The following is a 23,187-nucleotide window of genomic DNA, read 5'->3' on the forward strand; positions in this document are numbered from 1 at the left end:
ACGGGCGGCGGTCCCTCGCCCGCGCTGGAATGGGCGGGTGACGGCACCCCCGGACGACTGCCTCGCGCGCAACGAGTGGATCTGCGGCGCCTACCTCTCCAGCCGCCGGGAGATCCTCTGGGACGCTGCCCTCCAGCATCTGCAGCTGACCGTGCTCGCCGTGCTCATCGGGCTCGCCCTCGCCGTTCCGCTGGCCCTCGCGGCCCGCCGCTGGCGGTGGGCGGCCGGTCCCGTGCTGGGTCTGACGACGATCCTCTACACGATCCCGTCGCTGGCGATGTTCTCGCTGCTGCTGCCGGTGTACGGGCTCTCCGCCGCGCTGGTCGTCACCGGCCTCGTCCTCTACTCGCTGACCCTGCTCGTCCGCAACATCCTCGCCGGGCTCCGGGCCGTCCCCGAGGAGACCCGGCAGGCCGCACGCGGCATGGGGTACGGGCCGCTGCGCCTGCTGCTCGCGGTGGAGCTGCCGCTCGCCCTGCCCGCCGCGATGGCCGGACTGCGGATCGCCACCGTCTCCGCCGTCTCGCTCGTCACCGTGGGCGCGATCGTCGGCTACGGCGGCCTCGGCAACCTCATCTACTCCGGGATGAACACCTACTTCAAGGCCCAGGTCCTGACCGCCTCCGTGCTCTGCGTCGTCATCGCCGTCGCCGCCGACCTGCTCCTCCTCGGAGCGCAGCGGCTGCTCACCCCCTGGACGCGGCGGGGGAACGAGTCATGAAGACGCTCTCCGACACCTGGTCCTGGCTCACCACCGCCACCCACTGGTCCGGCCCCGACGGCATCGGGAACCGGCTCGGCGAACACCTCTACCTCACCGTCGTCTGCCTGCTGATCAGCTGCCTGATCGCGCTGCCCGTCGCCCTGGTCCTCGGTCACCTCGGCAAGGGCGGCGCGCTCGCCGTCAACATCTCCAACATCGGCCGGGCGGTCCCCACCTTCGCCGTGCTCGTCCTGCTGCTGCTCACCCCCGTGGGCACGTACGGCCAGTGGTCGACGATCATCGCGCTCGTCCTGTTCGCCGTGCCTCCGCTGCTCACCAACGCGTACGTCGGGATGCGCGAGGTGGACCGGGACGTGGTGCGGGCCGCCCGGGGGATGGGCATGACCGGCCGCCAGCTGCTGTGGAGCGTGGAGCTGCCGCTGGCCCTCCCGCTGATCCTCACCGGGGTGCGGATCGCCGCCGTGCAGCTGGTCGCCACCGCCACCCTCGCCGCCCTGGCCGGAGGCGGCGGGCTGGGCCGGATCATCACCGCCGGGTTCAACCTCGCCTCCACCCCGCAGGTGGTCGCCGGGGCGATCCTGGTGGCGGTCTTCGCCCTCCTCGTCGAGAGCCTCTTCGAGGCGGGGCAGCGGATCGCGCCCGGCCGGGGGAGGGAGGCCGCATGAACCGGGCCCGCCGGACCCTCGCCGCGCTGGTGCTGCTCGCCGTCACCGCCTGCACCACCGGCCCCAGCCTGGAGAACCAGGGCGAGGTGACCGCGCCACCCGGCGACAGCAAGGAACTGACCATCGGCTCGGCCGGATTCACCGAGAGCGACCTGCTGGCCCAGATGTACGCCCTGCTCCTGGAGCGCGCCGGATACTCCGCCGACATCATCTCCGTCACCAATCGGGAGATCTACGAACCCGCCCTGGAGAGCGGTCAGATCGACGTCGTCCCGGAGTACGCGGCGACCTTCGCCGACTGGCTGAACGCCAAGGCCAACGGCGCCGACGCGGCCCCCGTCGGATCGCCCGACCTCGCCGCCACCATGAAGGCGCTGCGCGCGCTCGCCGCCCCGCGCGGGCTCATGGTGCTGGACCCCGGCCGGGCCGTCGACCAGAACGCCTTCGCGGTCGCCGCCTCCTACGCGAAGGAGCACGGCCTGAAGACCCTCAGCGACCTCGGCCGGGCGAAGCTCCCGGTCCGCCTCGCGGCGGGCGACGAATGCGTGCAGCGGCCCTACTGCGCACCCGGGCTGAAGAGGACGTACGGCATCGACATCGTCGCCGTCGACCCGAAGGGCGTCGGCACCACCCAGGCGAAACAGGCCGTCCAGAACGGTCAGGACCAGATGGTGCTGACCACCACCACCGACGCCACCCTCGACCAGTTCGGACTGGTCCTGCTGGCGGACGACAGGAAGCTCCAGAACGCCGACTACGTGGTCCCCGTCGTCAACCGCGCCCGTGCGGGCAGCGCAGGCGTACGGGACGCCCTCGGCCGGCTCAACACCGTCCTGACCACGGCCGACCTGGCGTCCATGAACGAACAGGTCGACAGCTGGCGCAGGCTCCCCGAGGACGTCGCACGCACCTACCTGGAGTCGAAGAGGCTCATCCCGAAGGGGTGAGCCCTCAAGGGCGCGGCGGCCATGGCACATCCGCCGGCAGCGGCAGGATCGGCCTCCTCGTAGTCGAAGTGGGAAGTCAACCGCTGCGTCATACGCATCAGTTCGGCGTGGAAGCGGTCCGGCTGGGCGATGGAGATGCCGGCCAGGAGTGCCGCGAGCGCCGACTGCACGGCCGCGATGGACCGGTGCTCGTCCCGGAGCCGGTCGAAGAGGTGCCGGTGGTGCGGGTGGTACCCCTCCGTCACCGGGAACACCGGGCCGTCCTCGCTCGTGTGGTGGAACTCCAGCGCCTGGCAGAACGCCAGGCAGCGTTGCCGGATCTGGAGGCCGAGACCGGGCGGGGGCGGTGCGCCCGCACCCCGGTGGGCGGCGCGGGCGGCGAAGTGTGCCCCCGTCTCCGCGTGGGCCTGGGCCAGTTGGCGGCGCAGCCAGGTGTGCACATCGGTGAGCTGGCCGGCCGGCGAGGTGATCGTGGGGGCCGGTTCCCGTGGGTCGGGGAGCCGCAGGACCACGACCGCCGCCATCTGGTCGTCGCCGGGCTGCTGGTCCGCCCCCGGGACGGCAGCAGCTACCGGCGCGGCAGGTGACCTCCCGGCCCTGCGGCCCGGGCTGAGATCCTGTCATCATGGGGATTTGGCGTAAGGCGTGCCTGCGCTGCACGAAGCGGGGGCGGCTGCGGGGCGGAGTGTGCCGCCGGTGCCGGTCGAAGCGGCACAGGGCCGACGCGGTCGACACCGGTACCGATGTCGTGGCGGCCGCGGTGGAGGCCGGTGCGTTGGCGGCGGTGGGGCGGGTGTTCGGCGTGATCGCCCGCGCGCTGTTCAACTGACCTTCCGCACAAGGGGTTCACCGAGGGCGACCGGCCGGCCGCGTGTCCCTCACGCGTCCGCCACCGAGTCGAAGTCGACCTCTTCACGCCCCACGCCCTGCGCGTCCGCGTCCACCGACCGGCGCAGCGCCTCATGGAGCTTCGCGGGCGTCAGGACCCCGAGGAACCGGGCCCCGTCCAGCACCGCCACCCACCCCGCGTCGTGCTGGAGCATCTCGCTGAACGCCTGCTTCAGCGGGGCCCCGACCGGCACCCACGCCTCCATCCGGCGGGCCAGAGCGCCCACCGTCCCGCGCTCTCCGGCACTCCGCAGAGCCACCGCCGACACCCAGCCGTGCAGCTCGCCCGTCCCGTTCAGCACCACGGCCCACCGGGCCCCCGCCGCCCGCAGCCGCTCCGCCGCCACCGCCGCCGGCTCGTCCAGCCGGGCCACCGGCGGCTCCTCCAGGTCCTCCGCCTCGATCGCCGTCACCGACAGCCGCTTCAACCCCCGGTCGGAGCCAACGAACTGGGCCACATACGGGGTCGCCGGGGTGCCGAGCACGGCGGCCGGGGTGTCGAGCTGTTCGATGCGCCCCTCCCCGTACACCGCGATCCGGTCACCCATCCGCACCGCTTCCTCGATGTCGTGCGTGACCATCAGGACCGTCTTGCGCACCCGTTCCTGGAGGGCCAGGAACTCGTTCTGCAGCCGCTCGCGCACCACCGGGTCCACCGCCCCGAACGGCTCGTCCATCAGCAGCACCGGCGGATCCGCCGCCAGCGCCCGCGCCACGCCGACCCGCTGGCGCTGGCCGCCGGAGAGCTGCGACGGATAGCGCGAGCCGTACGTCTTCGGGTCCAGGCCCACCAGGTCCAGCAGCTCCGCCGCCCGCTCCCGGGCCCGCCCACGCTTCCAGCCGACCAGCGCGGGGACGGTCGCGGTGTTGTCCAGGACCGTGCGGTGCGGGAAGAGGCCGACCTGCTGGATCACATAGCCGATCCGGCGGCGCAGCTTCACCGGGTCGATCCCGGCGATGTCCTCGCCGCCCACCAGGATCCGGCCCGACGTCGGCTCGATCAGCCGGTTCACCATCATCATCGTGGTCGTCTTGCCGCAGCCCGACGGTCCGACCAGCGTCACCAGCTCACCCTCCGCCACCTCGAAGGAGAGCCCGTCGACCGCCGTCGTTCCGTCCGGGTAGACCTTGCCGACCTGCTCGAACCGGATCATGTCTGCACGCTAGGAGCAGCCCGGGCGCGGCGCACACGGGCCGGGACTGTCCGGGTCACCCGCCCCTGCGCCGATGCCGGTGGACCGTGTGCTGAACTGGCCCCGACCCCCGACACAGGAGCACCCCGTGACCAGCTACCGCCAGCCCGGCGTCGTCCTCACCGACCGGCGTTTCACCGTCCCCCTCGACCACAGCGACCCCGGCGGCGAGCAGATCGAGGTGTACGGGCGCGAGGCCGTGGCCGCCGGGCGCGCGGGGAGGAGCTGCCCTGGCTGCTCTACCTGGAGGGCGGCCCGGGCTTCGGCGCCCGCCGGTTCACCGGTACGGAGGCCTGGCTCGGCCGGGCCCTGCGCGAGTTCCGGGTGCTCCTCCTCGACCAGCGCGGCACCGGCCTGTCCACCCCCGCCAGCCGGCAGACCCTGCCCCTGCGCGGTGGCCCGCGCGAACAGGCCGACCACCTCGCGCACTTCCGCTCCGACGCCATCGTCCGGGACTGCGAGCTGATCCGTCGGCACGTCACCGGGGGTGCCCCCTGGACGGTGCTCGGCCAGTCCTTCGGCGGGTTCTGCGCGGTCCGCTATCTCTCCTCGGCGCCCGAAGGGCTCGCGGCGGTCCTCATCACCGGCGGGCTGCCCTCGCTGGACGCCCACGCGGACGACGTCTACCGGGCCGCGTACCCGCGTGTCGAACGGAAGGTCGCCGCGCACTACGCCCGCTACCCGCAGGACGTCGACCGGGCCCGGGCCATCGCCGCGTACCTGGCCGAACACCGCCCCGAGAGCGCCGGCCACCGGCTGACCCCCGAACTCTTCCAGTCGCTCGGCATCCTGCTCGGTACCGGAAGCGGCAGCCACCAGCTCCACTACCTGCTGGAGAACGCGTTCGTCCGCACCCCCCACGGCACCGAACTCTCCGACACCTTCCAGGAGGGACTGCGCTCCGCCACCTCCTTCGCCGGGCACCCGCTCTACGCCCTGCTCCACGAGGCGATCTACGCCCAGGGGGAGCGCCCCACCGCCTGGGCCGCCGACCGCGTACGCGCCGAGTTCCCGCGGTTCGACTCCGCTGCGGCCCTGGCGGGCGAGGGGCCGCTCCTCTTCACCGGGGAGACCATCCACCCCTGGCACTTCGACGTCGACCCGGCGCTGCGCCCGCTCCGCGAGACCGCCGAACTCCTCGCGCGGCGCACCGACTGGCCCGTCCTCTACGACCCCGCGCGGCTCGCCGCCAACGAGGTGCCCGTCGCCGCCGCCGTCTACCACGACGACATGTACGTGGACACCGAGCACTCGCTGCGCACGGCCGCCGCGATCCGGGGGCTCCGCACCTGGGTGACCAACGAGTACGAGCACGACGGGGTTCGCGCCGGCGGACCGCGCGTCCTCGACCGGCTGCTGGCGCTGGTCAGGGGCGAGGCCTGACCGGCGGCGCGGCGGACGTCAGCGCTGGAGCGCCTCCAGCGTGGCGTCCAGGTCCGTGGTGGAGCGCGCGGCCCGGTTGTACGGGAGCTTCGACAGGGCCGAGGCCATGCCGCAGGTGTTGGTGACGGCCGAGAAGACCAGGCCCGAGCCGATACCGGCGGAGAGCCAGCGGGCGGCCGGGAAGCGGATGCCCGCCACCAGACCGGTGACCACCAGCGAACCGGCCGCGAGCCGCACCTGGCGCTCCATGGGCCAGACGGCGCGGGCGCCCTCGGGGCGGTCCAGGCCGCGGCCGTCACCCTCCCAGGCTGACGTGCCGCCGGCCAGCGTGGCGGCCTCGATGTCGGCGCCCGCGAGGATCTCGCAGGCGCGGGTGGAGCGGACCCCGGAGGCGCACACCACCAGCAGCGACCCCCGGGCGGAGGCGGACTTGAGGGCGGGCAGGGTGTCGGGCAGCTTGTCCAGCGGGATGTTCAGCGCGCCGGGTACATGGCCCGCGGCGTACTCGCCGGGAGCCCGCACATCGATCACGGTGAACTCCTCCAGACGGGCTGCGGCCTGAGCGGGGGAGAGGGATGCGGGGCTGGTCACGGGCAGGTTCCTTTCGGCGACCGGGGCGGGGCGGCGGGAGGGCTGGGACTCTACACGTGTCCCCAGCGGCGGCTGTACGTGCTTCCAGCACCGTACGGCCCGCCCGCATTCCCCTCGCCTACCCGGATACCCGCCGGTCACGGCTCCCCCGCGGGATCGTCGGTAGCCTGCGGATATGACGCGACAGCCACTCGAACCCCTGCCCACCGACTGGAGCCGTGCCCTGGCGGTGGTCGCCCACCCCGACGACCTGGAGTACGGCGCTGCCGCCGCCGTTGCCGACTGGACCGACGGCGGCCGTGAGGTCGTCTACCTGCTCGCCAGCCGGGGCGAGGCCGGGATCGACACCCTGCCGCCCGAGGAGTGCGCCCCGCTGCGCGAGCGGGAGCAGCGGGCGAGCGCCGCCGTCGTCGGAGTCCGTACGGTGGAGTTCCTGGACCACCGTGACGGGGTGATCGAGTACGGCACCGGGCTGCGCCGCGACATCGCCGCCGCCATCCGCCGCCACCGCCCCGAACTCGTCGTCACCCTCAACCACCGGGACACCTGGGGCGGCACCGCCTGGAACACCCCCGACCACCGGGCGGTCGGCCGGGCCACCCTGGACGCCGTCGCCGACGCGGGCAACCGGTGGATCTTCCCGGAGCTGAAGGAGGAGGGGCTGGAGCCGTGGAACGGGGTGCGGTGGACCGCCGTGGCGGGCAGCGACCGGCCCACGCACGCGGTGGACGCGACAGCGGGGTTCGAACGTTCCGTGGAATCCCTGCTCGCGCACCGCACCTACATCGAGGCCCTGACCCGGGACGAGCCGGAGACGTACTGCCGGACCTTCCTGGAAGGAATGGTGCGCGCCGAGGCCGACCGGTTCGGCGGGCGCCCGGCGGTCACCTTCGAGGTCTTCGCCCACTGACACCGCCGGGGCAGCACCAGGGCGCGGCGCGGGATTGACAATCCCGCTTGCCGATTCTGCAATGGGCGCATGAAGGAACACGACCAGGACGACCCCGAACTCGACGCCGTCCTCACCGGGGTCGGCCCCCGCCTGCGCCGCCTGCGCAAGGACCGCGGTGTCACCCTCTCCGCGCTCTCCGCCGCCACCGGGATCTCCGTCTCCACCCTCTCCCGGCTGGAGTCCGGCGGCCGCCGCCCCAGCCTGGAGCTGCTGCTCCCGATCGCCCGCGCCCACGAGGTCCCGCTCGACGACCTGGTGGGCGCCCCGCAGGTCGGGGACCCCCGGGTCCGGGCCAAGCCGATCATGCAGCACGGCCGGACGATGCTGCCGCTGACCGCCCGGCCCGGCGGACTCCAGGCGTACAAGATGGTGCAGGAGGCGGACAGCGGCGAGGTGCCGGAGCAGCGCACGCACGAGGGATACGAGTGGCTGTTCGTGCTCTCCGGGAAGCTGCGGCTGCTGCTGGCCGAGCACGATCTGGTGCTGGAGCCGGGGGAGGCCGCCGAGTTCGACACCCGGCTGCCGCACTGGTTCGGGCCGGCGGAGGACAAGCCCGTGGAGTTCCTGAGCCTCTTCGGCCCGCAGGGCGAGCGGATGCATGTGCGGGCCAAGCCGAAGCGGGGCTGAAGGGGCCGCTGCCCCTGAGTTGCCGGGGTGTTCCCAGATGGGCAAGCGACCGCTTAGTATGCGCCGGAGCAGTGGTTACGTGAGCTGTGGAAATGCCGACAGCGGCAGCGGTTGATGCCGACAGTGTTGTGGAGGCCCCTCATGCAGGCATGGCGAGTGCACCGGAACGGCGAGCCGGGCGAGGTGATGAGCCTGGAGGAGACCGACCGGCCCACCCCCGGCGACGGACAGGTGCTCGTCCGGGTCACCGCGGCGAACGTCAACTTCCCCGACGCCCTGCTCTGCCGGGGCCAGTACCAGGTGCGGCCGCCGCTCCCGTTCACCCCGGGCGTCGAGGTGTGCGGCACCACGGAGGACGGGCGGCGCGTCCTCGCCACCCCCGCCCTGCCCTACGGCGGCTTCGCCGAGTACGTCGTCGCGGACGAGGCGGCCCTGCTGCCCGCCCCCGACGCGCTGGACGACGCCGAGGCGGCCGCACTCCACATCGGCTACCAGACCGGCTGGTTCGGCCTGCACCGCCGCGCGAACCTCCAGCCGGGCGAGACGCTCCTCGTCCACGCGGCGGCGGGCGGCGTCGGCAGTGCGGCCGTCCAGCTCGGCAAGGCGGCGGGCGCCACCGTCATCGGCGTCGTCGGCGGACCGGACAAGGCGGCCGTCGCCCGTGAGCTCGGCTGCGACCTGGTCATCGACCGGCGCGCCGAGGACATCGTCACCGCCGTGAAGGAAGCCACCGGTGGGCGCGGCGCGGACGTCGTCTACGACCCGGTCGGCGGCGAGGCGTACGCCAAGTCCGTCAAGTGCGTCGCCTTCGAGGGCCGCGTCCTCGTCGTCGGCTTCGCCAGCGGCGACATCCCCGCCCCGGCGCTCAACCACGCCCTGGTGAAGAACTACGCGATCGTCGGGCTGCACTGGGGCCTCTACAACACCAAGGACCCGGCCGCCGTCCGCGCCTGCCACGACCAGCTGACCGAGCTGGCCGCCGAAGGGACCGTGAAACCCCTGATCAGCGAGCGTGTCGGGATGGCCGGAGCCGCCGAGGCCGTCCAGCGGGTCGCCGACGGCACCAGCACCGGCCGCATCGTCGTCCTGCCCGCAGGAGTGCCCGGAGGTGCCCGATGAGCCCCGCCGCCGACGCCGCCGAGATCCGCCGCCGCACCCGCGAACTGCTCGCCGCGCACCCGCCCGCCACCACCGACCGCACCGACTTCCTCAAGGCCCGGTTCGACGCGGGCCTCGCCTGGGTCCACTACCCGGAGGGGCTCGGCGGACTCGACGCACCCCGCTCCCTCCAGCAGGTCGTCGACACCGAACTCGCCGCCGCCGACGCGCCGGACAACGACCCGCGCCGCATCGGCATCGGCCTCGGCATGGCCGCGCCCACCATCCTCGGCTTCGGCACCGACGAGCAGAAGCAGCGCTTCCTGCGCCCGCTCTGGGTGGGCGAGGAGGTCTGGTGCCAGCTGTTCAGCGAGCCCGGCGCGGGCTCCGACCTCGCGGCGCTCGCCACCAGGGCCGTCCGCGACGGCGACGACTGGGTGGTGGACGGGCAGAAGGTCTGGACGTCCAGCGCCCATGTGGCCCGCTGGGCGATCCTCATCGCCCGCACCGACCCGGACCTCCCCAAGCACCGGGGCATCAGCTACTTCATCTGCGACATGACCGACCCGGGCGTCGACGTCCGGCCGCTGCGCCAGATCACCGGGGAGGCCGAGTTCAACGAGGTCTTCCTCTCCGGCGTACGCATCCCCGACAGCCACCGGCTCGGCCCCGTCGGCGAGGGCTGGAAGGTCGCCCAGACCACGCTGATGAACGAGCGCGTCTCCATCGGCGGCTCCCGCATCCCGCGCGAGGGCGGCATGATCGGCCCGGTCTCGCAGACCTGGCGGGACCGACCCGATCTGCGGACCCATGACACCCACCAGCGCCTGCTCACCCTCTGGGTGGAGGCGGAGGTCGCCCGGCTCACCGGGGAGCGGCTGCGCCAGCAGCTCGTCGCCGGACAACCCGGCCCCGAGGGTTCGGGTATGAAGCTCGCCTTCGCCCGCCTCAACCAGCAGATCAGTGGCCTGGAGGTCGAACTGCTCGGTGACGAGGGCCTGTTGTACGGCGACTGGACGATGGTCCGCCCGGAGCTGGTCGACTTCACCGGCCGCGACGCCGGCTACCGCTACCTCCGCTCCAAGGGCAACTCCATCGAAGGCGGCACCAGCGAGGTCCTGCTGAACATCGTGGCCGAGCGCGTCCTCGGGCTGCCCGCCGAACCCCGCAACGACAAGGACGTCGCCTGGAAGGACCTGAGCCGATGACCGCGCCCACCCAGCCCCCCGCCGCCACCCCGGGACAGCCGTCCGCGACCCCCGGCCTCCTCTACTCCCAGGACGAGGAGGACCTGCGCTCCGCCGTGCGCGCCCTCCTCGCCGACCGGGCCGACGCACCGACGGTGATCGCGGCGACCGAGTCCGACACGCCCTACGACCCCCGGCTCTGGGAGGCGCTGGCCTCCGGCATCGGCGCCGCCGGACTCCTCGTACCGGAGAAGCTCGGCGGCCAGGGCGCGTCCCACCGGGAGGCCGCCGTGGTCCTGGAGGAGCTGGGCCGCAGCGTCGCCCCCGCCCCGTACCTGACCAGCGCCGTCGTGGCCACCGAGACCCTGCTCGGACTCGCCGGGGGCGGTGGACCGGCCGCCGCACTCCTGGGCGAGCTGGCCTCCGGCGCGCGGACGGCCGTGCTCGCCGTCCCCTTCGCCACCCCGCCCGCCGGTGCCCGGGCTGCCCTCACCTCACTCGACGGCACGGTCCGGGGAGTCGCCGACGCGGCCGTGGCCGACGTCCTGCTGGTGCCGACCGCCGAAGGGCTGTACGCGGTCGAGGCGACGGCCTCCGGGGTGGTGGTGGAGCCCCTCGTACCGCTGGACCTGACCCGCCCCCTCGCCACCCTCACCCTGTCCGGTGCCACCGGGACCCTGCTCGCCGGCGCGGACGCGAGCGCCACCGCCGTACGCCGTGGTCTGCTCGCCGGGGCCGGACTGCTCGCCTCCGAACAGCTCGGGATCGCGGAGTGGTGCCTCGCCGAGACCGTGCGGTACACCCGCGAACGCCATCAGTTCAACCGGCCCGTGGGCTCGTTCCAGTCGCTCAAGCACCGCATGGCACAGCTCTGGCTGGAGGTCGTCTCGGCCCGCGCCGCCGCCCGCAACGCCGCCGACGCGCTGGCCACCGGCAGCCCCGACGCGCCGCTCGCGGTCGCGGTGGCCCAGGCGTACTGCTCGGGCGTCGCGGTCCACGCCGCCGAGGAGTGCGTCCAGCTCCACGGCGGGATCGGGATGACGTGGGAGCACCCGGCCCACCTCTACCTCAAGCGCGCCAAGGCGGACTCCATCGCCTACGGCTCGGCGGGCAGCCACCGCGAGGCCGTCGCCGAACTGGCGGAGCTGCCGGCTCCGTAGGGCAGCGGCCGTGCCTCCCGCGCGGGGGAGGCACGGCCGGTCCGCTTGGCGCGTGACGGGCCTTCCGGCGCCAGGACGGGCGGGTCAGGCCTTGCGGAGTCGGGCGACGATCCCGTCCAGGTCGCGGCGGAAGAGGTCCGGGCGCACGAAGTGCCCGCCCGGCACCTCGTGCCACTCGTGGGGGATGTTCGCGGCACCGAGACGCCCACGGAACTCCCGCTGCCCGGCCAGGACCTGCGTCTCGTTGACGGTGTCGAACCAGTTCACCGGGTCGGGGCTGGTCCCGGCGACGAGGAAGACTCGCTTGTTGCGGTAACTCTCCACGCGCTGCACGGGGTTGTCGGCGCTGACCCGGGCCTCGTCCCACAGGGGCGCGCCGTAGACCGTGGCGCCGCCCAGCTCCACCGCCGCCGAGGAGAGGTTGGCCCAGTGCGTGACCAGCCCGCCGTCGCGGCGCAGGCTGGCCGGGCCCGAGTGCGCGCTGACCGAGGCGAAGTGGCCGTAGTACTTGGCCGCGTACTTCAGCGCGCCGAAGCCGCCCATCGAGAACCCCGAGACGGCCCGGCCGTCGTACTCCGCGTACGTACGGAAGTTGGCGTCGATCCAGGGCAGCAGCTGCGCGATGTGGAAGGTCTCCCAGTTGCGGGGGCCCACGTTGGACCCCACCGGATTGGAGTACCAGCCTGCGGCGCCCCCGTCCGGCATCACGACGATGAGCGGCTTTCCCGCCGTCCAGGCGCGGATGCCCATCCGGTCGAAGGTGATGAAGTCCTGGCCGGTACCGCCGCCGTGGAAGAGGTACAGGACCGGATATCTGCGGCCCGAGGTGTGGTAACCGTCCGGGAGGAGGACGTTGACGCCGGGGTTCCAGCCGATCGCTGAGGTGGCGAAGCGGTAGTAGCGCATCCGGGCGTCGGCCTCGCCCCGGTCCACGACGCGCAGGCCGAAGCCGTCGCCGACGGCGTGGGCGGCGGAGGCCGACGCCAGGACGCCTCCCGCGCCGAGGGCCGTCATCGCGGTCAGTCCGGCGGCGGCCTTCATGACTCCTCGGCGGGTGGGGTGGTCGGTGCTCAACATGGCCTCCGGAAGAGGGGGAACAGGGTGATCGGTCTCGCGGGGCGGCCCCGTGCCCGCCCCGCGAAGTCAGGCGGAGTAGCCCTTCGGCGGGATCAGGGAAGCCAGCTGGTCGAAGGAGAGCCAGTAGATCTGGTTGCCGCCGAAGGACGCGGGGTCCGCGATGAGGACGGTGCGGTCCTCCGCGTCGTAGCCGAAGACGGTGAAGTAGTGGTAGATCGTCTGACCGGGCGGGTAGCCGGGCGGCTGGTTGCCCGGCGGGGCGACGATGTTGGCGACCAGCGGGTAGTTGCGGTCGATGTCGAAGACGATGTCGGCCCACAACAGGTCCCGCTGCCCCTGGGTCGGCGGGTCGTCGGGCATCTCCTTCGTCTCGTACCAGCCGCCGCCCAGGCGGGCGTTGAGCACCCGGGTGATCTGGCCGATGTGATCGGTGCCCGCCTCCGTCGTGCCCAGCTGCGCGGCCAGTTCGCCCTGGCTCGGCGGGGCGGTGCGGGCGGAGAGCGCGATACGGGTCGCGGCGGGGCCGCACCAGTAGCCGGTCTCCTGGACCTGGTAGCCGATCTCCAGCCAGCGCGCGCTCCCGGTGTGTCCGGCCTCCACCCGCAACCGGGTGCCCGGCGTGCCGTAGCCGGAGGCGACGGCCGTACCGGCGCGCGTGTCGTGGGCCCGGACGTCCATGACCGGGGCGGCGGGCGGCGGTGCGGCCTGGGCGGCGGGCGGCAGGAGGAGCGCGCCGAGGGTGAGGGCGGTGACCGTGCCGGAGACAAGTCTCTTGCGCATGAGGGCTCCTGTGGGGAGGGGGCCGTGCGGAAACAAGCGCCTGAGGGCGGGGTGGGGCCGCCCGGGCTGACGCGGCGTCGTCCGACAGCGTGCTGGTCCGGCGGCGGCGGGCACAAGGGACGTAAGCCCTGGCTTACACGAGGTCCCCGCCCACCGGCCCGCTGCCCCGGTCCTCGGTGGCCAGCAGGGCGAGGCCCTCCGCCGTCGCGAGGTGGAAGGCGCGCCCGGCGTCGCGGACCGTGGTGACCAGGCCCGCCGCGCGCAGCACGTTCATGTGCTGGCTGACCGCCGGGTGCGTCACCTGGAGCATCCGGGCCGCCTCCACGGTGGAGCAGCCGTTACGGGTGGCCCGCAGCAGCTCCGCCCGGGTCCGGCCGACGAGGTGCCCGAGGCTGTCGTGGCCACCCCCACCGTCGCGGGACGACGCCCAGCCGGGCGTGTGGTGGATCGGGTGGACCAGGACCGGCGGCAGGGCCCCGTCTGCCAGCGTGGTCGGAACGGGCCAGCAGAAGAACGACGGCTGGAGCACCAGCCCGCGCCCGTCGAGGCGCAGGTGCTGGTCGACCGGGCAGGCCACCTCCAGGACGGGCGGACGCCAGCGGACATCGGGCCCGAGGCTCGTCAGCAGCCCCTCCGTGCCGCCGTCCATCAGGCTGCGCAGCCGACGGGACCGGTCCGCCTCGACGTCCGCGCGGACCCGGCGCCAGTGCGGCACGAGCACCTGGGCCTGGTAGGAGTGGAGCGCGTCGCCCAGCCGGGCCAGAGTCCCCGCGTCCCCTTCGGCGAGCGCGCGCGTCCAGCCCGGCAGCCGTCTCGACCTCGCCAGCAGGGTCAGCTCCGTACGCAGACGGGGACGCGGTGTTCCGAGCAGGGCGTCCACGGCCGCCCGGAGGGTGGTGCGGTCGCCGCAGGTGGGCGTGAGGAAGTCGGGGGAGTAGCCGTACGGAGGCAGCAGCGGGGAGAGCAGCCGACGGTCTTCGGGCAGCCTGGGGCGCACCCACCGCCGCCAGGCACCGAACACCCCCTCCCCGTCGTGGCGTTGCAGGGTCTGGATGCTGTTGGTGATCTCCCACAGGAAGTCCGGGCCCCGGGCCACCCTCACCCGGGTCAGATCATCGGGCGTGAAGTGGATCCGCAGCATCGGCGCTCCGTCGGCAGGCGGGGGCGGGGTGCGGCACGGCGGCCGAAGGCGGCGCGGTCCGCCACCTCCGGCGGGCCTACCCGCGCCCCCGCCCGGATATGCGGTCCCGGCTGCACTCCGCCGTCCTCGCTCCGCCCTTCCCCCCGGGACCGTCCGCCGTCAGCCGCGCCGGGGCCGGGTGAGGATGGCCCTCAGCTCGGCGGGCGGGAGCTTGGGCGTCCGGTCCGCGGTGAAGAGGCCGTTGGTCTCCTGCTCGGTGTCGGTGAACTGGGTGAAGCAGAAGCCGGCGAGCCCGGAGTCGACAGCTGCCTCCACCAGGGAGCTGAGTCGCTCCGCGTACTCCTCCCGGGTGGCCACGGTGTCGTATCCGAACCACGCCTCGCCCTCCGCCGGTTCGAAGGTGGTGCCGCCGAACTCGCTGAGCACCACCGGCTGCCCCTGATGCTCCACCCCGGGCAGCAGGAGCCGCTTCGCCCCGGGCCATGGATCGGTGAACTCGCCCTGGCACAGGGAGGCGTGGCCGTAGCGCTCGCGCAGCACCGAGGCCTGCTGGGTGTAGTCGTGGACACCCCAGATGTCGGCCGCGGAGATCTCCCAGCCGTCGTTGGAGACAGCGGGCCGCGACGGGTCCAGGGCCTTGGTGAGGTGGTAGAGCGCGTCGATGAAGTGGCGCTGCTCCGGAACGAGCGCCGGATTGGGCGTGGACCAGGACTCGTTGACGGGAACCCAGGCCACGATGGAAGGGTGGCTCAGGTCCCGTGAGATGGCCTCGGTCCACTCCCGTACCACTCGCTCCATGGTGACCGTGCCGAACGCGAAGGCGGACGGCATCTCCGCCCACAGCATCAGACCCAGCCGGTCGGCCCAGTAGAGGAAGCGCGGGTCCTCCAGCTTCTGGTGGACCCGCAGGCCGTTGAGCCCGGCCTCCTTCGCCAGCTCCGCGTCCCGGCGCAACTCGTCGGCGGAGGCGGCCAGATGCGAGTCGGGCCAGTAGCCCTGCTGGAGCGCCAGCCGCAGGAAGCACGGCTTGTGGTTGAGCTGGAACCCCCCGTCCTCCCAGCCGATGTCCCGCAGCCCCAGATAGGAGGCGACACGGTCGATCTCGTGGCCGTCCTCCGCGTCCGTGATCACCACCGTCGCGTCCACCAGACGCGGACTCTCCGGGCTCCACAGCAGCGCGTCGAGATCCTGGGCGTGGCGCAGGGCGGGGACCGCGATGTCGAACACCGTCTCCTGGTCCTCGGCCAGCACCCGCTGCTCCGCCAGGACCCGGTCGCCGAGCACCAGCCGGACGTCCGCCCTGAGTGCCCGCCGGGGCCAGCGGCTCAGGCGCAGGGCGCACCGCACGCGGGCGTGGGCCACGTCCGGTGTCCAGTGCAGCTGCGTCAGGTGCTGGTCGGGGACCTCCTCCAGCCAGACCGGCTGCCAGATTCCGGAGGTGCGGTGGTACCAGATGACGTGCGGCCGCTCCCGCCAGTCCTGCTTGCCGCGCGGCTGGGCCGCGTCGAGTGGCTGGTCCTCGGCCCGCACCACCAGCACCTGTTCCGTGCCGTGGCGCACGGCGTCGGTGAGGTCGCAGCTGAAGCCGGTGTGCCCGCCTTCGTGGCGGCCCACGAGGCGGCCGTCCAGCCAGACCTCGGCCCGGTAGTCGACGGCGCCGAAGTGCATAAGCAGTCGGCGGCCGTCGGCCGGTGCGGAGAGCGTGAGCGTACGGCGGTACCAGAGGACCGGGTGGTGGCCGCTGTCCGCGATCCCCGAGGCCTTCGACTCCGGGGGATAGGGCACGGTCACGACATCGGTGTACGGAGCCGTCACGGACGGGTCCATCCAGCGTTCGGACCGGCCGAGGTCGGCGTCGTCGAAGGCGAACCGCCAGGGGCCGCTCAGGTCGTGCCAGTCGGCCTCCCGGACGAGCTGCGGCCGCGGGTGGCCCGCGAGGTCCAGATGGGTCAGAGGCATACGGAGAACTCCGGTGCGGTCGATCGGGTGGGGGAGAGGGGAAGAGGGAGGAGGGGGAGAGGGGCTGGTTGCCTCACGCGGCCGTACGTGCCCCGCCGTGGCGGTGCTCCACCGCCGCGGCCGCGAGGGCGAGCGGCCCGGCGAGCAGCGGGACCAGCAGCGGGATGGCCCAGGCGAGCAGGGCGGCCAGGCCCACCGCCGAGGCCAGCAGGGCCGAGCCGCGGGGGTCCGCCAGTGACCGGCGCACCCCTGTGCGCAGGGGCAGCCGGGTGTCCAGCGCGATGGCGCGCAGCCCCGCGACGGCCGCGCCCAGCACCGTCAGCGCCAGCGCGGGCGCCACCAGCGCCGCGCCCGGCAGCGCGCTGCGCACCAGCGCCGCGTCGACCAGCACGACCACCAGCAGCAGGGGCGGCAGGAGGCCGGCGGCCAGGAAGCGTCCGGTGAGCCGGGCCCGCAGCCGCCGCAGATAGCCCCGGGCGGTGACCGGTGCCCCGTCCACCGCGCTGTCCCGCAGGGTGGCGGACGCGGCGGCGAAGGCGGCGGGCGCGGTGACCACCGGCAGCGAGGCGACGGTGGTGGCCAGGGAGAGCACCAGCATGTCGGCGAAGAGGGTGAAACCGGCCCCGAACAGTTCACCGGGCTCCCGGCGGTCCGTCGGCGGCAGCGCGGTCGCGCGCTCCACGGCGCTCACCCCTTCAGCCCGGTGGTGGCCATGCCCTGCACCAGATAGCGCTGGAAGACGAAGAAGAACAGCACGATCGGCAGGACGGAGATCACCGACATCGCGAACATCGGCCCGTAGGCGGAGGTGCTCGACTGGTCGACGAAGCTGCGCAGCGCCAGGGTGATGGTGAAGCTCTCCGGCGAGAACAGGTAGATCATCTGGGTGAAGAAGTCGTTCCACGTCCAGATGAACGTGAAGATGGCCGTGGTGATCAGGGCGGGCCGGGTCAGCGGCAGCGTGATCGACCAGTACGTGCGGAAGGGGCCGCAGCCGTCGATCCGCGCCGACTCCTCCAGCTCACGCGGCAGCCCGCGCATGAACTGGACGATGAGGAAGACGAAGAACGCCTCGGTGGCCAGGAACTTGGGCAGGATCAGGGGCCAGTAACTGTCCACCAGGCCGAGCTGGTTGAAGATGATGTACTGCGGGATCAGCACCACGTGGTGCGGCAGCATCAGCGTCGCCACCATGAAGGCGAACATCACCCGGCTCATCCGGAACCGCAGCCGCGCGAAGGCGTAGGCGGCCAGCGAGCAGGACAGCACGTTGCCGAGGACCGCCCCGCCCGCGATCAGCAGGGTGTTGCCGAGCAGCCGGGTCACGGTGACCCCGGAGACGCCCTCCAGCGCGGTGGTGTAGTTCGACCACTCCAGGTGGCTCGGCCACAGGTCGAGGCTGGTCACCACCTGGTCGGCCGGCTTGAGTGAGGTGGCCAGCAGCCACACCAGCGGGTAGAGCAGGACGAGCAGGCCCACGAGGGCGAGCGTGTGCGGCGCCCACCGCTTGACGGCGAGATTCATCGTCCCTCCTCGTCCGCGTAGAAGACCCAGGACCGGGACGTCCTGAACAGGAACAGGGTGACCACGCCGATGGCGATCAGCAGCAGCCAGGCCATCGCCGCCGCGTAGCCCATGTGCGAGGCGGTGAAGCCGCGTTCGTAGAGGTAGAGGGTGTAGAACATCGTCGAGTCGGCGGGCCCGCCGCTGCCGCCGCTGATGGCGAAGGCCGGGGTGAACACCTGGAACGACTGGATCATCTCCAGCACCAGGTTGAAGAAGACCACCGGTGAGAGCATCGGCACCGTGACGGAGACGAACTGCCGCCAACGGCCCGCCCCGTCCAGCGCCGCGGCCTCGTACAGGTCGGGCGAGATCTGCTGGAGCCCGGCGAGGAAGATCACCATGGGTGCGCCGAACTGCCACACCGTGAGCAGCACCACGGCGAAGACCGCCAGGTCCGGGTTGCCCACCCACCCCCCGGTGTTGATGCCGATCGCGCCGAGCACGTCGGGGACCGTACCGCCGTCGTTGAACAGCGCCCGCCACACCAGGGCCACCGTCATGCTCGCCCCGAGCAGCGAGGGCGCGTAGAACGCCGAGCGGTAGAAGGACCGGCCCCGGCCGAGGCTCTTGAGGAGCAGGGCCGCCCCCAGGGCGAGCACCAGCTTGAGCGGTACGGCCACCACCACGTACAGCAGGGTCGTGCCGACCGACCGCCAGTAGCGCGGATCCTCCGTCAGCATCTCCCGGTAGTTGCGCAGCCCCACCCAGCTCGGCGCCTCGAAGAGGTTGTAGTCGGTGAACGACAGGTACAGCGACACGGCCATCGGCACCAGCGTCAGCACCGCCGCGCCGAGCATCCACGGCGTGAGGAAGACGTAGGCGGGCCACTGCTTGTCCCGGCGCGGCCCGCGGCGCTTGGGAGCGTGGGACCGGCGGGGCCCGTCCGTACGGTCGGCGCCCGGGGGCGCCTCGGTCGACACCGTGCTCATGACCGCAGCTCCCGCTTCGCTTCGTCGATCAGTTCCCGCGCGGCCTCGCGCGGTGAGGCCAGGCCGTACATGACGCGCTGGTACGTGCGGTTGAAAGCGGTCTGGATCGCCACGTCGCCCCGCGGCGGTGCGGTCGGCGGCGCGTCCAGGCCGTACTCCTCCATCCGTCGCGCGTACCGATAGATGTCCCGCTCCGCCCCCTTGAGCGTCTTCGCCACGCGCGCGGCGACGGTCCGGTTGGGCGGGGTGGAGCGGGAGAAGCCGAGGATGTCCCCGGCCCGGGGGTCGTTGAGGAGGAAATCGACCAGCCGCGCCGCCTCGCCCGGGTGGGGTGTGTGCGCGCCGACACCGAGGAGCATCGAGGGCTTGAAGTACGCGCCCTGCTTCCCTCCGGTCGTCGGGACCGGGGCGAAGTGGACGTGGTCGCCCAGCAGCGCGGGGTAGCCGGGGAACGGCGCGTCCCAGGTGAAGTCGGCGGCGGCCAGTCCCCGGCCCATGGGCGAGGTCTCGGTGCTGGTCGCCTGGGAGGTGTCCTCGGCCCGTGCGGCGGCCCCCTCCTTGCGCAGCTCGTCGCAGAGGGTCCAGAACTCGGTGAGGTCGTCCTCGGTGAAGCCGAGCCGGGTCTGGCTCGCGTAGAGCCGGCCGCCCCGGCTCCGCAGCCACACCTCGAACACGTCCTCGTTGACCCCGCCGTCGTTGGCCCCCGCCACCGGACGCCCGTCCGGCGACCGCTCGCGCAGCCGCGCGATCTTCCGGCTCACCTCCGCCCACTCCTGCCAGGTCCAGCCCGGCTCCGGCGCGGCGGCCCCGGCCTTGCGGTAGAGACGGGTGTCGTACGCGAAGCCGGTGATGCCGCGCCCCATCGGCACGGCGTACTGCTCGTCCTCGTACGTCCCGGTCCGCAGGAAATCGGCACCCATCTCGGCCGTCCTGATGGTGCCGTCCCGGACGGCACCGCCCAGCCGCAACAGGGCGCCGCCGCCCGCGTACTGGGAGACCTGCCGGTAGTCCAGCTGGGCCACGTCGGGAATGCCGCCGCCCGCCGCCTGGGTGGCCAGCTTCTGCATGTACGAGCCGAAGTCGGCGTTGGAGGTGCGGACCCTGACGCGCGGGTTCTCCTTCTCGAAGAGGCGGACCGCCTGCGTGGTGCGGGCGGCGCGGTCCTCGTTGCCCCACCAGGAGAAGGTGAGGGTCACTCCTGAGCCGGCGGAGTCGCCGGAGGCGGAACAGGCGGACAGCGAGCCCGCCAGGGCGGTGCCGAGACCGGCGCCGGCGGCGGCCAGGACGGACCGTCGGCGTGGCGGCCGGCGTCGGCCCTCGTGGGGCTCGGACATGGAACCCTCCAGGGGAGGCGGTGTGGACGGGGTGGACGGGACGGGATGCCGAACGTCGCGGGCGCGCCGGGGCGTTGGCTGCCGGCCCCGGCGGACCGTGCGGGCGTCAGATGCCCTGGTAGACGGCGAGCCGGCCGCACATGCCGAAGCGGCCGTGTGCCGTGGGGCCGGTCGAGGCGACCAGGGCCCGGGTCAGGTGCTGCTCGTCGTGGCCGCGCAGGGCTTCCAGTTGCGCGGCCGTCGTCTCGGCGGCGGCCCGCGCCCCCTCCTCCCAGCGCCGCTGCCAGTCCTCCAGCCGAGGCCGGACCAGAGCGGCCGCCGCACGCTGGAACGCCGCCAGCGGAGCGGGGTCGCCGGCCTCGTCCGCCGCGCGCAACTCAAGGAAGCGGCGGGTCGCCAGGTCCCGGCGGACGCGGGCGATCCGGGCCTGCTCGGCCTCGGGGAGATCGGCGGGGATGCGGACCGCTTCGGCGTACGTCGCCGGGTCGGCCAGCCGGTCCGGCGGCAGGGTGAGCACCGCGTCCCCGGCCTCGGGCAGACCGCTGTTCTGCATCACGACCGTGATCTCCAGCCCGCCCGCGTTCACCAGGCGGTGGATGGTGCCGGGGGTGAACCAGGCCACGGTGCCGCGCTCCAGCGGCGTCTCCCGGTAACCCGAGGTGGTCAGGGTCTGCACGGCGCCCCGGCCGGAGGTGACCACGTACCCCTCGGTGCAGGTGAGGTGGAGGTGCGGGGTGCCGCCGCCGGACAGGCCGTCCACGGTCGGCCAGTCGTACACGCTCAGCCGGGACACACCGACCGCCCCGGGGAACCCCTCGTACGTCGTCGCGTTCACCACGGCCGTGCCTCCAGGTGTGCGGACACCCGTTCCTGGTCCCAAGCGCCGTCGGCGATGTGGACGCGGTAGGCGCGGGTGAGGGTGTCGCCGGGGGAGAGGACCAGCTCCTCGTGGAAGGCCCAGGAGGGGGCGACCGCGGCGAAGGGGTCGTTGCGCACGAACCAGTGCGCCGGGTGCGTGCCCTTCTTCCCGAGGTGGTCGTTGCCGGGCGCGTGCTCGAAGACGAGGGTGGCGTGGCCGTCCCGCTCGTCGTGCTCACCCGAGTAGGCCAGCCACGGTGACTGAACGCCCATCAGATCGCCGTCGTCCTGCCCGGCGGTGAAGATCCGGCCGTCCCGGAAGGCGCGCGGCCCGCGCCAGAAGAGGCCGGTGTATCCGGCGGCGGGGCGTCCGTGCGTGGTGGGGCTGCCGAAGCTGAGCGGCTCCTCGCGCCGGTTGGTGACGGACGAGGTCCAGGTGAGCGACCAGCTGCCCGACCCGGTGTCCACGTCGGCCACCTCGATGCGGCGCTCCTCGTCGGCCCACAGCTCCCCGTCGTACGGGTGCCAGGTGAGCCGTTCGGCGATGACGGCGCGGTCGGGGCGGACGGAGACCTCGTCGAAGGCGGTGTGCGCCATCGAACCGATCCGCTCCGGCAGGGCCACGTAACCCTGCCCGTGCACATAGGTGTTGCCGCCCCACAGGTTCTGTCCCGACAGGTGCGAGGCGGTCAGCTGGAGGCCCTTGTGCCAGCGGTGGTCGTTGGGCCGGTAGTCGGTGACGGCCGCGCCCGACAGGGTCCGCAGCGGGTGCAGGTAGGGCTTGGGCGCCTCCCAGGCGGCCTCGGGCCGGTAGACGTAGGAGAGCAGCTCCGCCTCCTGCGGCCCGTGCGAGACGGTGATCCGGTCACCGTGGGTATGGGTCAGCGAGAGCGTCATGCGCGGTCCTCCTCCTGGGCGCCCGCCGGGGCCCAGCCCGGGGCGCCGCCGTGCAGTGCGGTGTAGTAGGGGTCGCCGGGGCCGATGTCGCCCGGCCGGACGGTGGTGCCGGTGAACGCGGACCGGTAGAGCGCGGTGATGAACTCCAGCGTCCGCCTGCCGCCCTCGCCGCTGGTGGCGTGGCGGCGGCCCTGGGCGATGTCGTCCACCAGGACGCGGAGTTGGGCCAGGTGGGAGCTGGGGACCTCCTCGCCGAAGTCCAGCCAGGCCGCCGAGGTCTCCGCCGCGACACCGGGCGCCGGCGTGATGCGCCAGTCCGCGTCGCGGTAGCCGTACAGATGGGTCAGCTCGATGGTGGCCAGCTCGCAGTCGATCCGGATACGGCTCACCTCGTCCGGGCTCAGCACGCTGTTGACCAGGGTGGCGACGGCTCCCGAGGCGAAGCGGACCTGGGCCGTCGAGACGTCCTCGGTCTCCACGTCGTGCACCAGCCGCGCCGCCATCCCGTGTACCTCGGTCCACGGTCCCATCAGGTCCAGCAGCAGATCGGTCTGGTGGATGCCGTGCCCCATCGCCGGGCCGCCGCCCTCGGTGGCCCAGCGGCCGCGCCACGGCACGGCGTAGTAGGCGCGGTCGCGGTACCAGGTGGTCTGGCAGTGCGCGACCAGCGGGCGCCCGAAGGCGCCGTCGGCCAGCAGCGCCCCGATGTGCCGCGCCCCCGAACCGAAGCGGTGCTGGAAGACGATGGACGCGTACGGGTCGTGGCCGCCGCCCTTCTCCGCCGCCAGGACCGCGTCGTAGTCCGCGAGTGAAGGGCAGGGCGGCTTCTCGCACCAGACCCAGGCGCCCGCCTCCAGCGCGGCCACCGTCTGCTCCCGGTGGACTGCGGGCGGCGTGCACAGCACCACGAGGTCCGGCCGCACGTCGGCCAGCATCGAGCCGAGGTCGGCGGACGCGTAGGGGACCGACTCCTCGTCCGCGAGGGCGCGTGCCGCCGCCTCGACGACATCGACGACGGCCACCACCTCGGCCCTCCCCTCGGCCGCGAGCGTGCGCAGGGCGGGCAGATGGCTGGTGCGCGCGATACCCCCCGCGCCGACCACGGCGGTGCGCAGCGGGGAGTTCGAGCGGAGCGGAGACATGGGGACCCTCTCGTGCGACGGGAGACGGGCGGAGACGTGACGGCGGCGGTGCGAAACCGTCCGCCGACCAGCGGTCCGGCGTGGCCTGA

Annotated in this window: 22 protein-coding genes and 2 pseudogenes; 10 read left to right on the top strand and 14 right to left on the bottom strand. The window is 73.3% G+C overall.

Annotation, left to right across the window (positions count from 1 at the left end; all coding sequences use genetic code 11):
• The first annotated feature begins 37 nt into the window (after positions 1-37).
• The 3 genes from D6270_RS31840 to D6270_RS31850 are packed head-to-tail and all read left to right on the top strand — an operon-like array spanning position 38 to position 2,336.
• Complete coding sequence (locus tag D6270_RS31840; protein ID WP_109162263.1) at positions 38-721, top strand: ABC transporter permease; 684 nt, start codon at positions 38-40, stop codon at positions 719-721.
• Positions 718-1,389, top strand: coding sequence for an ABC transporter permease (locus D6270_RS31845; RefSeq protein WP_109162262.1), 672 nt, complete (start codon positions 718-720; stop codon positions 1,387-1,389). The genes D6270_RS31840 and D6270_RS31845 overlap by 4 nt, the downstream gene beginning before the upstream one ends.
• Positions 1,386-2,336: an ABC transporter substrate-binding protein gene (locus D6270_RS31850; RefSeq protein WP_109162261.1), complete on the top strand. Its 951-nt coding sequence runs from the start codon at positions 1,386-1,388 to the stop codon at positions 2,334-2,336. The genes D6270_RS31845 and D6270_RS31850 overlap by 4 nt, the downstream gene beginning before the upstream one ends.
• A 4-nt stretch (positions 2,337-2,340) precedes the next feature.
• Here D6270_RS31850 and D6270_RS31855 read toward each other — a convergent pair.
• Positions 2,341-2,914: pseudogene (locus tag D6270_RS31855) on the bottom strand (hemerythrin domain-containing protein); the annotation flags it as partial.
• A gap of 47 nt (positions 2,915-2,961) precedes the next feature.
• On the opposite strand from D6270_RS31855, the gene D6270_RS32635 reads away from it, so the two are divergent.
• Entirely contained in the window at positions 2,962-3,165 is a 204-nt protein-coding gene (locus D6270_RS32635; protein WP_158650562.1) for a hypothetical protein, read from the top strand.
• Positions 3,166-3,214: 49 nt separating this feature from the next.
• On the opposite strand, the gene D6270_RS31860 is transcribed toward D6270_RS32635, so the two are convergent.
• Positions 3,215-4,378 (bottom strand): betaine/proline/choline family ABC transporter ATP-binding protein, encoded by a 1,164-nt coding sequence (locus tag D6270_RS31860; protein ID WP_109162260.1) that lies wholly within the window; start codon positions 4,376-4,378, stop codon positions 3,215-3,217.
• Between the two features lie 127 nt (positions 4,379-4,505).
• On the opposite strand from D6270_RS31860, the pseudogene D6270_RS31865 reads away from it, so the two are divergent.
• A pseudogene (locus D6270_RS31865) lies at positions 4,506-5,800 on the top strand (alpha/beta fold hydrolase).
• Between the two features lie 18 nt (positions 5,801-5,818).
• On the opposite strand, the gene D6270_RS31870 reads toward D6270_RS31865, so the two are convergent.
• Positions 5,819-6,391, bottom strand: a complete 573-nt coding sequence (locus D6270_RS31870; RefSeq protein ID WP_109162258.1) for a rhodanese-like domain-containing protein — start codon at positions 6,389-6,391, stop codon at positions 5,819-5,821.
• A 175-nt stretch (positions 6,392-6,566) separates the two neighbouring features.
• Between D6270_RS31870 and D6270_RS31875 the strand changes: the two genes are divergently transcribed.
• The 5 genes from D6270_RS31875 (at position 6,567) to D6270_RS31895 (ending at position 11,415) form a co-directional block, all read left to right on the top strand.
• Positions 6,567-7,301, top strand: coding sequence for a PIG-L deacetylase family protein (locus tag D6270_RS31875; protein ID WP_109162257.1), 735 nt, complete (start codon positions 6,567-6,569; stop codon positions 7,299-7,301).
• 69 nt (positions 7,302-7,370) lie between these two features.
• Positions 7,371-7,970, top strand: a complete 600-nt coding sequence (locus tag D6270_RS31880; RefSeq protein WP_109162256.1) for a helix-turn-helix domain-containing protein — start codon at positions 7,371-7,373, stop codon at positions 7,968-7,970.
• Between the two features lie 141 nt (positions 7,971-8,111).
• Positions 8,112-9,089, top strand: coding sequence for an NADPH:quinone oxidoreductase family protein (locus D6270_RS31885; RefSeq protein WP_109162255.1), 978 nt, complete (start codon positions 8,112-8,114; stop codon positions 9,087-9,089).
• Entirely contained in the window at positions 9,086-10,276 is a 1,191-nt protein-coding gene (locus D6270_RS31890) for an acyl-CoA dehydrogenase family protein (RefSeq protein WP_109162254.1), read from the top strand. The genes D6270_RS31885 and D6270_RS31890 overlap by 4 nt, the downstream gene beginning before the upstream one ends.
• The gene (locus tag D6270_RS31895; RefSeq protein WP_109162253.1) at positions 10,273-11,415 is read left to right on the top strand and encodes an acyl-CoA dehydrogenase family protein; all 1,143 of its coding nucleotides are present in this window, start codon (positions 10,273-10,275) and stop codon (positions 11,413-11,415) included. Before D6270_RS31890 ends, D6270_RS31895 begins: the two co-directional genes overlap by 4 nt.
• A gap of 84 nt (positions 11,416-11,499) precedes the next feature.
• On the opposite strand, the gene D6270_RS31900 is transcribed toward D6270_RS31895, so the two are convergent.
• From D6270_RS31900 to D6270_RS31950, 11 genes are all read right to left on the bottom strand, one after another.
• A complete protein-coding gene (locus tag D6270_RS31900) occupies positions 11,500-12,489 on the bottom strand; it encodes an alpha/beta hydrolase (RefSeq protein ID WP_204117176.1) in 990 nt (329 codons plus the stop codon).
• A 69-nt stretch (positions 12,490-12,558) separates the two neighbouring features.
• On the bottom strand, positions 12,559-13,272 hold the full coding sequence (locus D6270_RS31905; RefSeq protein WP_109162251.1) for a C39 family peptidase: 714 nt from the start codon (positions 13,270-13,272) through the stop codon (positions 12,559-12,561).
• A 133-nt stretch (positions 13,273-13,405) separates the two neighbouring features.
• Positions 13,406-14,413, bottom strand: a complete 1,008-nt coding sequence (locus D6270_RS31910) for an ArsR/SmtB family transcription factor (protein WP_109162250.1) — start codon at positions 14,411-14,413, stop codon at positions 13,406-13,408.
• Between the two features lie 159 nt (positions 14,414-14,572).
• The gene (locus D6270_RS31915) at positions 14,573-16,372 is read right to left on the bottom strand and encodes a glycoside hydrolase family 2 TIM barrel-domain containing protein (protein WP_109162249.1); all 1,800 of its coding nucleotides are present in this window, start codon (positions 16,370-16,372) and stop codon (positions 14,573-14,575) included.
• Positions 16,373-16,445: 73 nt separating this feature from the next.
• Entirely contained in the window at positions 16,446-17,054 is a 609-nt protein-coding gene (locus D6270_RS31920; protein ID WP_225977011.1) for a hypothetical protein, read from the bottom strand.
• A gap of 5 nt (positions 17,055-17,059) precedes the next feature.
• On the bottom strand, positions 17,060-17,896 hold the full coding sequence (locus tag D6270_RS31925; RefSeq protein WP_109162247.1) for a carbohydrate ABC transporter permease: 837 nt from the start codon (positions 17,894-17,896) through the stop codon (positions 17,060-17,062).
• On the bottom strand, positions 17,893-18,867 hold the full coding sequence (locus D6270_RS31930; protein WP_109162246.1) for a carbohydrate ABC transporter permease: 975 nt from the start codon (positions 18,865-18,867) through the stop codon (positions 17,893-17,895). The genes D6270_RS31925 and D6270_RS31930 overlap by 4 nt, the downstream gene beginning before the upstream one ends.
• A complete protein-coding gene (locus D6270_RS31935; RefSeq protein WP_109162245.1) occupies positions 18,864-20,201 on the bottom strand; it encodes an ABC transporter substrate-binding protein in 1,338 nt (445 codons plus the stop codon). The genes D6270_RS31930 and D6270_RS31935 overlap by 4 nt, the downstream gene beginning before the upstream one ends.
• A 106-nt stretch (positions 20,202-20,307) precedes the next feature.
• Positions 20,308-21,039, bottom strand: a complete 732-nt coding sequence (locus tag D6270_RS31940) for a cupin domain-containing protein (RefSeq protein WP_391040378.1) — start codon at positions 21,037-21,039, stop codon at positions 20,308-20,310.
• Positions 21,033-21,956 carry a DUF6807 domain-containing protein gene (locus tag D6270_RS31945; RefSeq protein WP_109162244.1) on the bottom strand — a complete coding sequence of 308 codons (924 nt, stop codon included), beginning with the start codon at positions 21,954-21,956 and terminating at the stop codon, positions 21,033-21,035. Before D6270_RS31945 ends, D6270_RS31940 begins: the two co-directional genes overlap by 7 nt.
• Positions 21,953-23,098, bottom strand: coding sequence for a Gfo/Idh/MocA family protein (locus D6270_RS31950; protein WP_109162243.1), 1,146 nt, complete (start codon positions 23,096-23,098; stop codon positions 21,953-21,955). Before D6270_RS31950 ends, D6270_RS31945 begins: the two co-directional genes overlap by 4 nt.
• Between the last annotated feature and the right edge of the window lie 89 nt (positions 23,099-23,187).

The organism is Streptomyces griseus subsp. griseus (genome assembly GCF_003610995.1).
GTDB lineage: Bacteria > Actinomycetota > Actinomycetes > Streptomycetales > Streptomycetaceae > Streptomyces.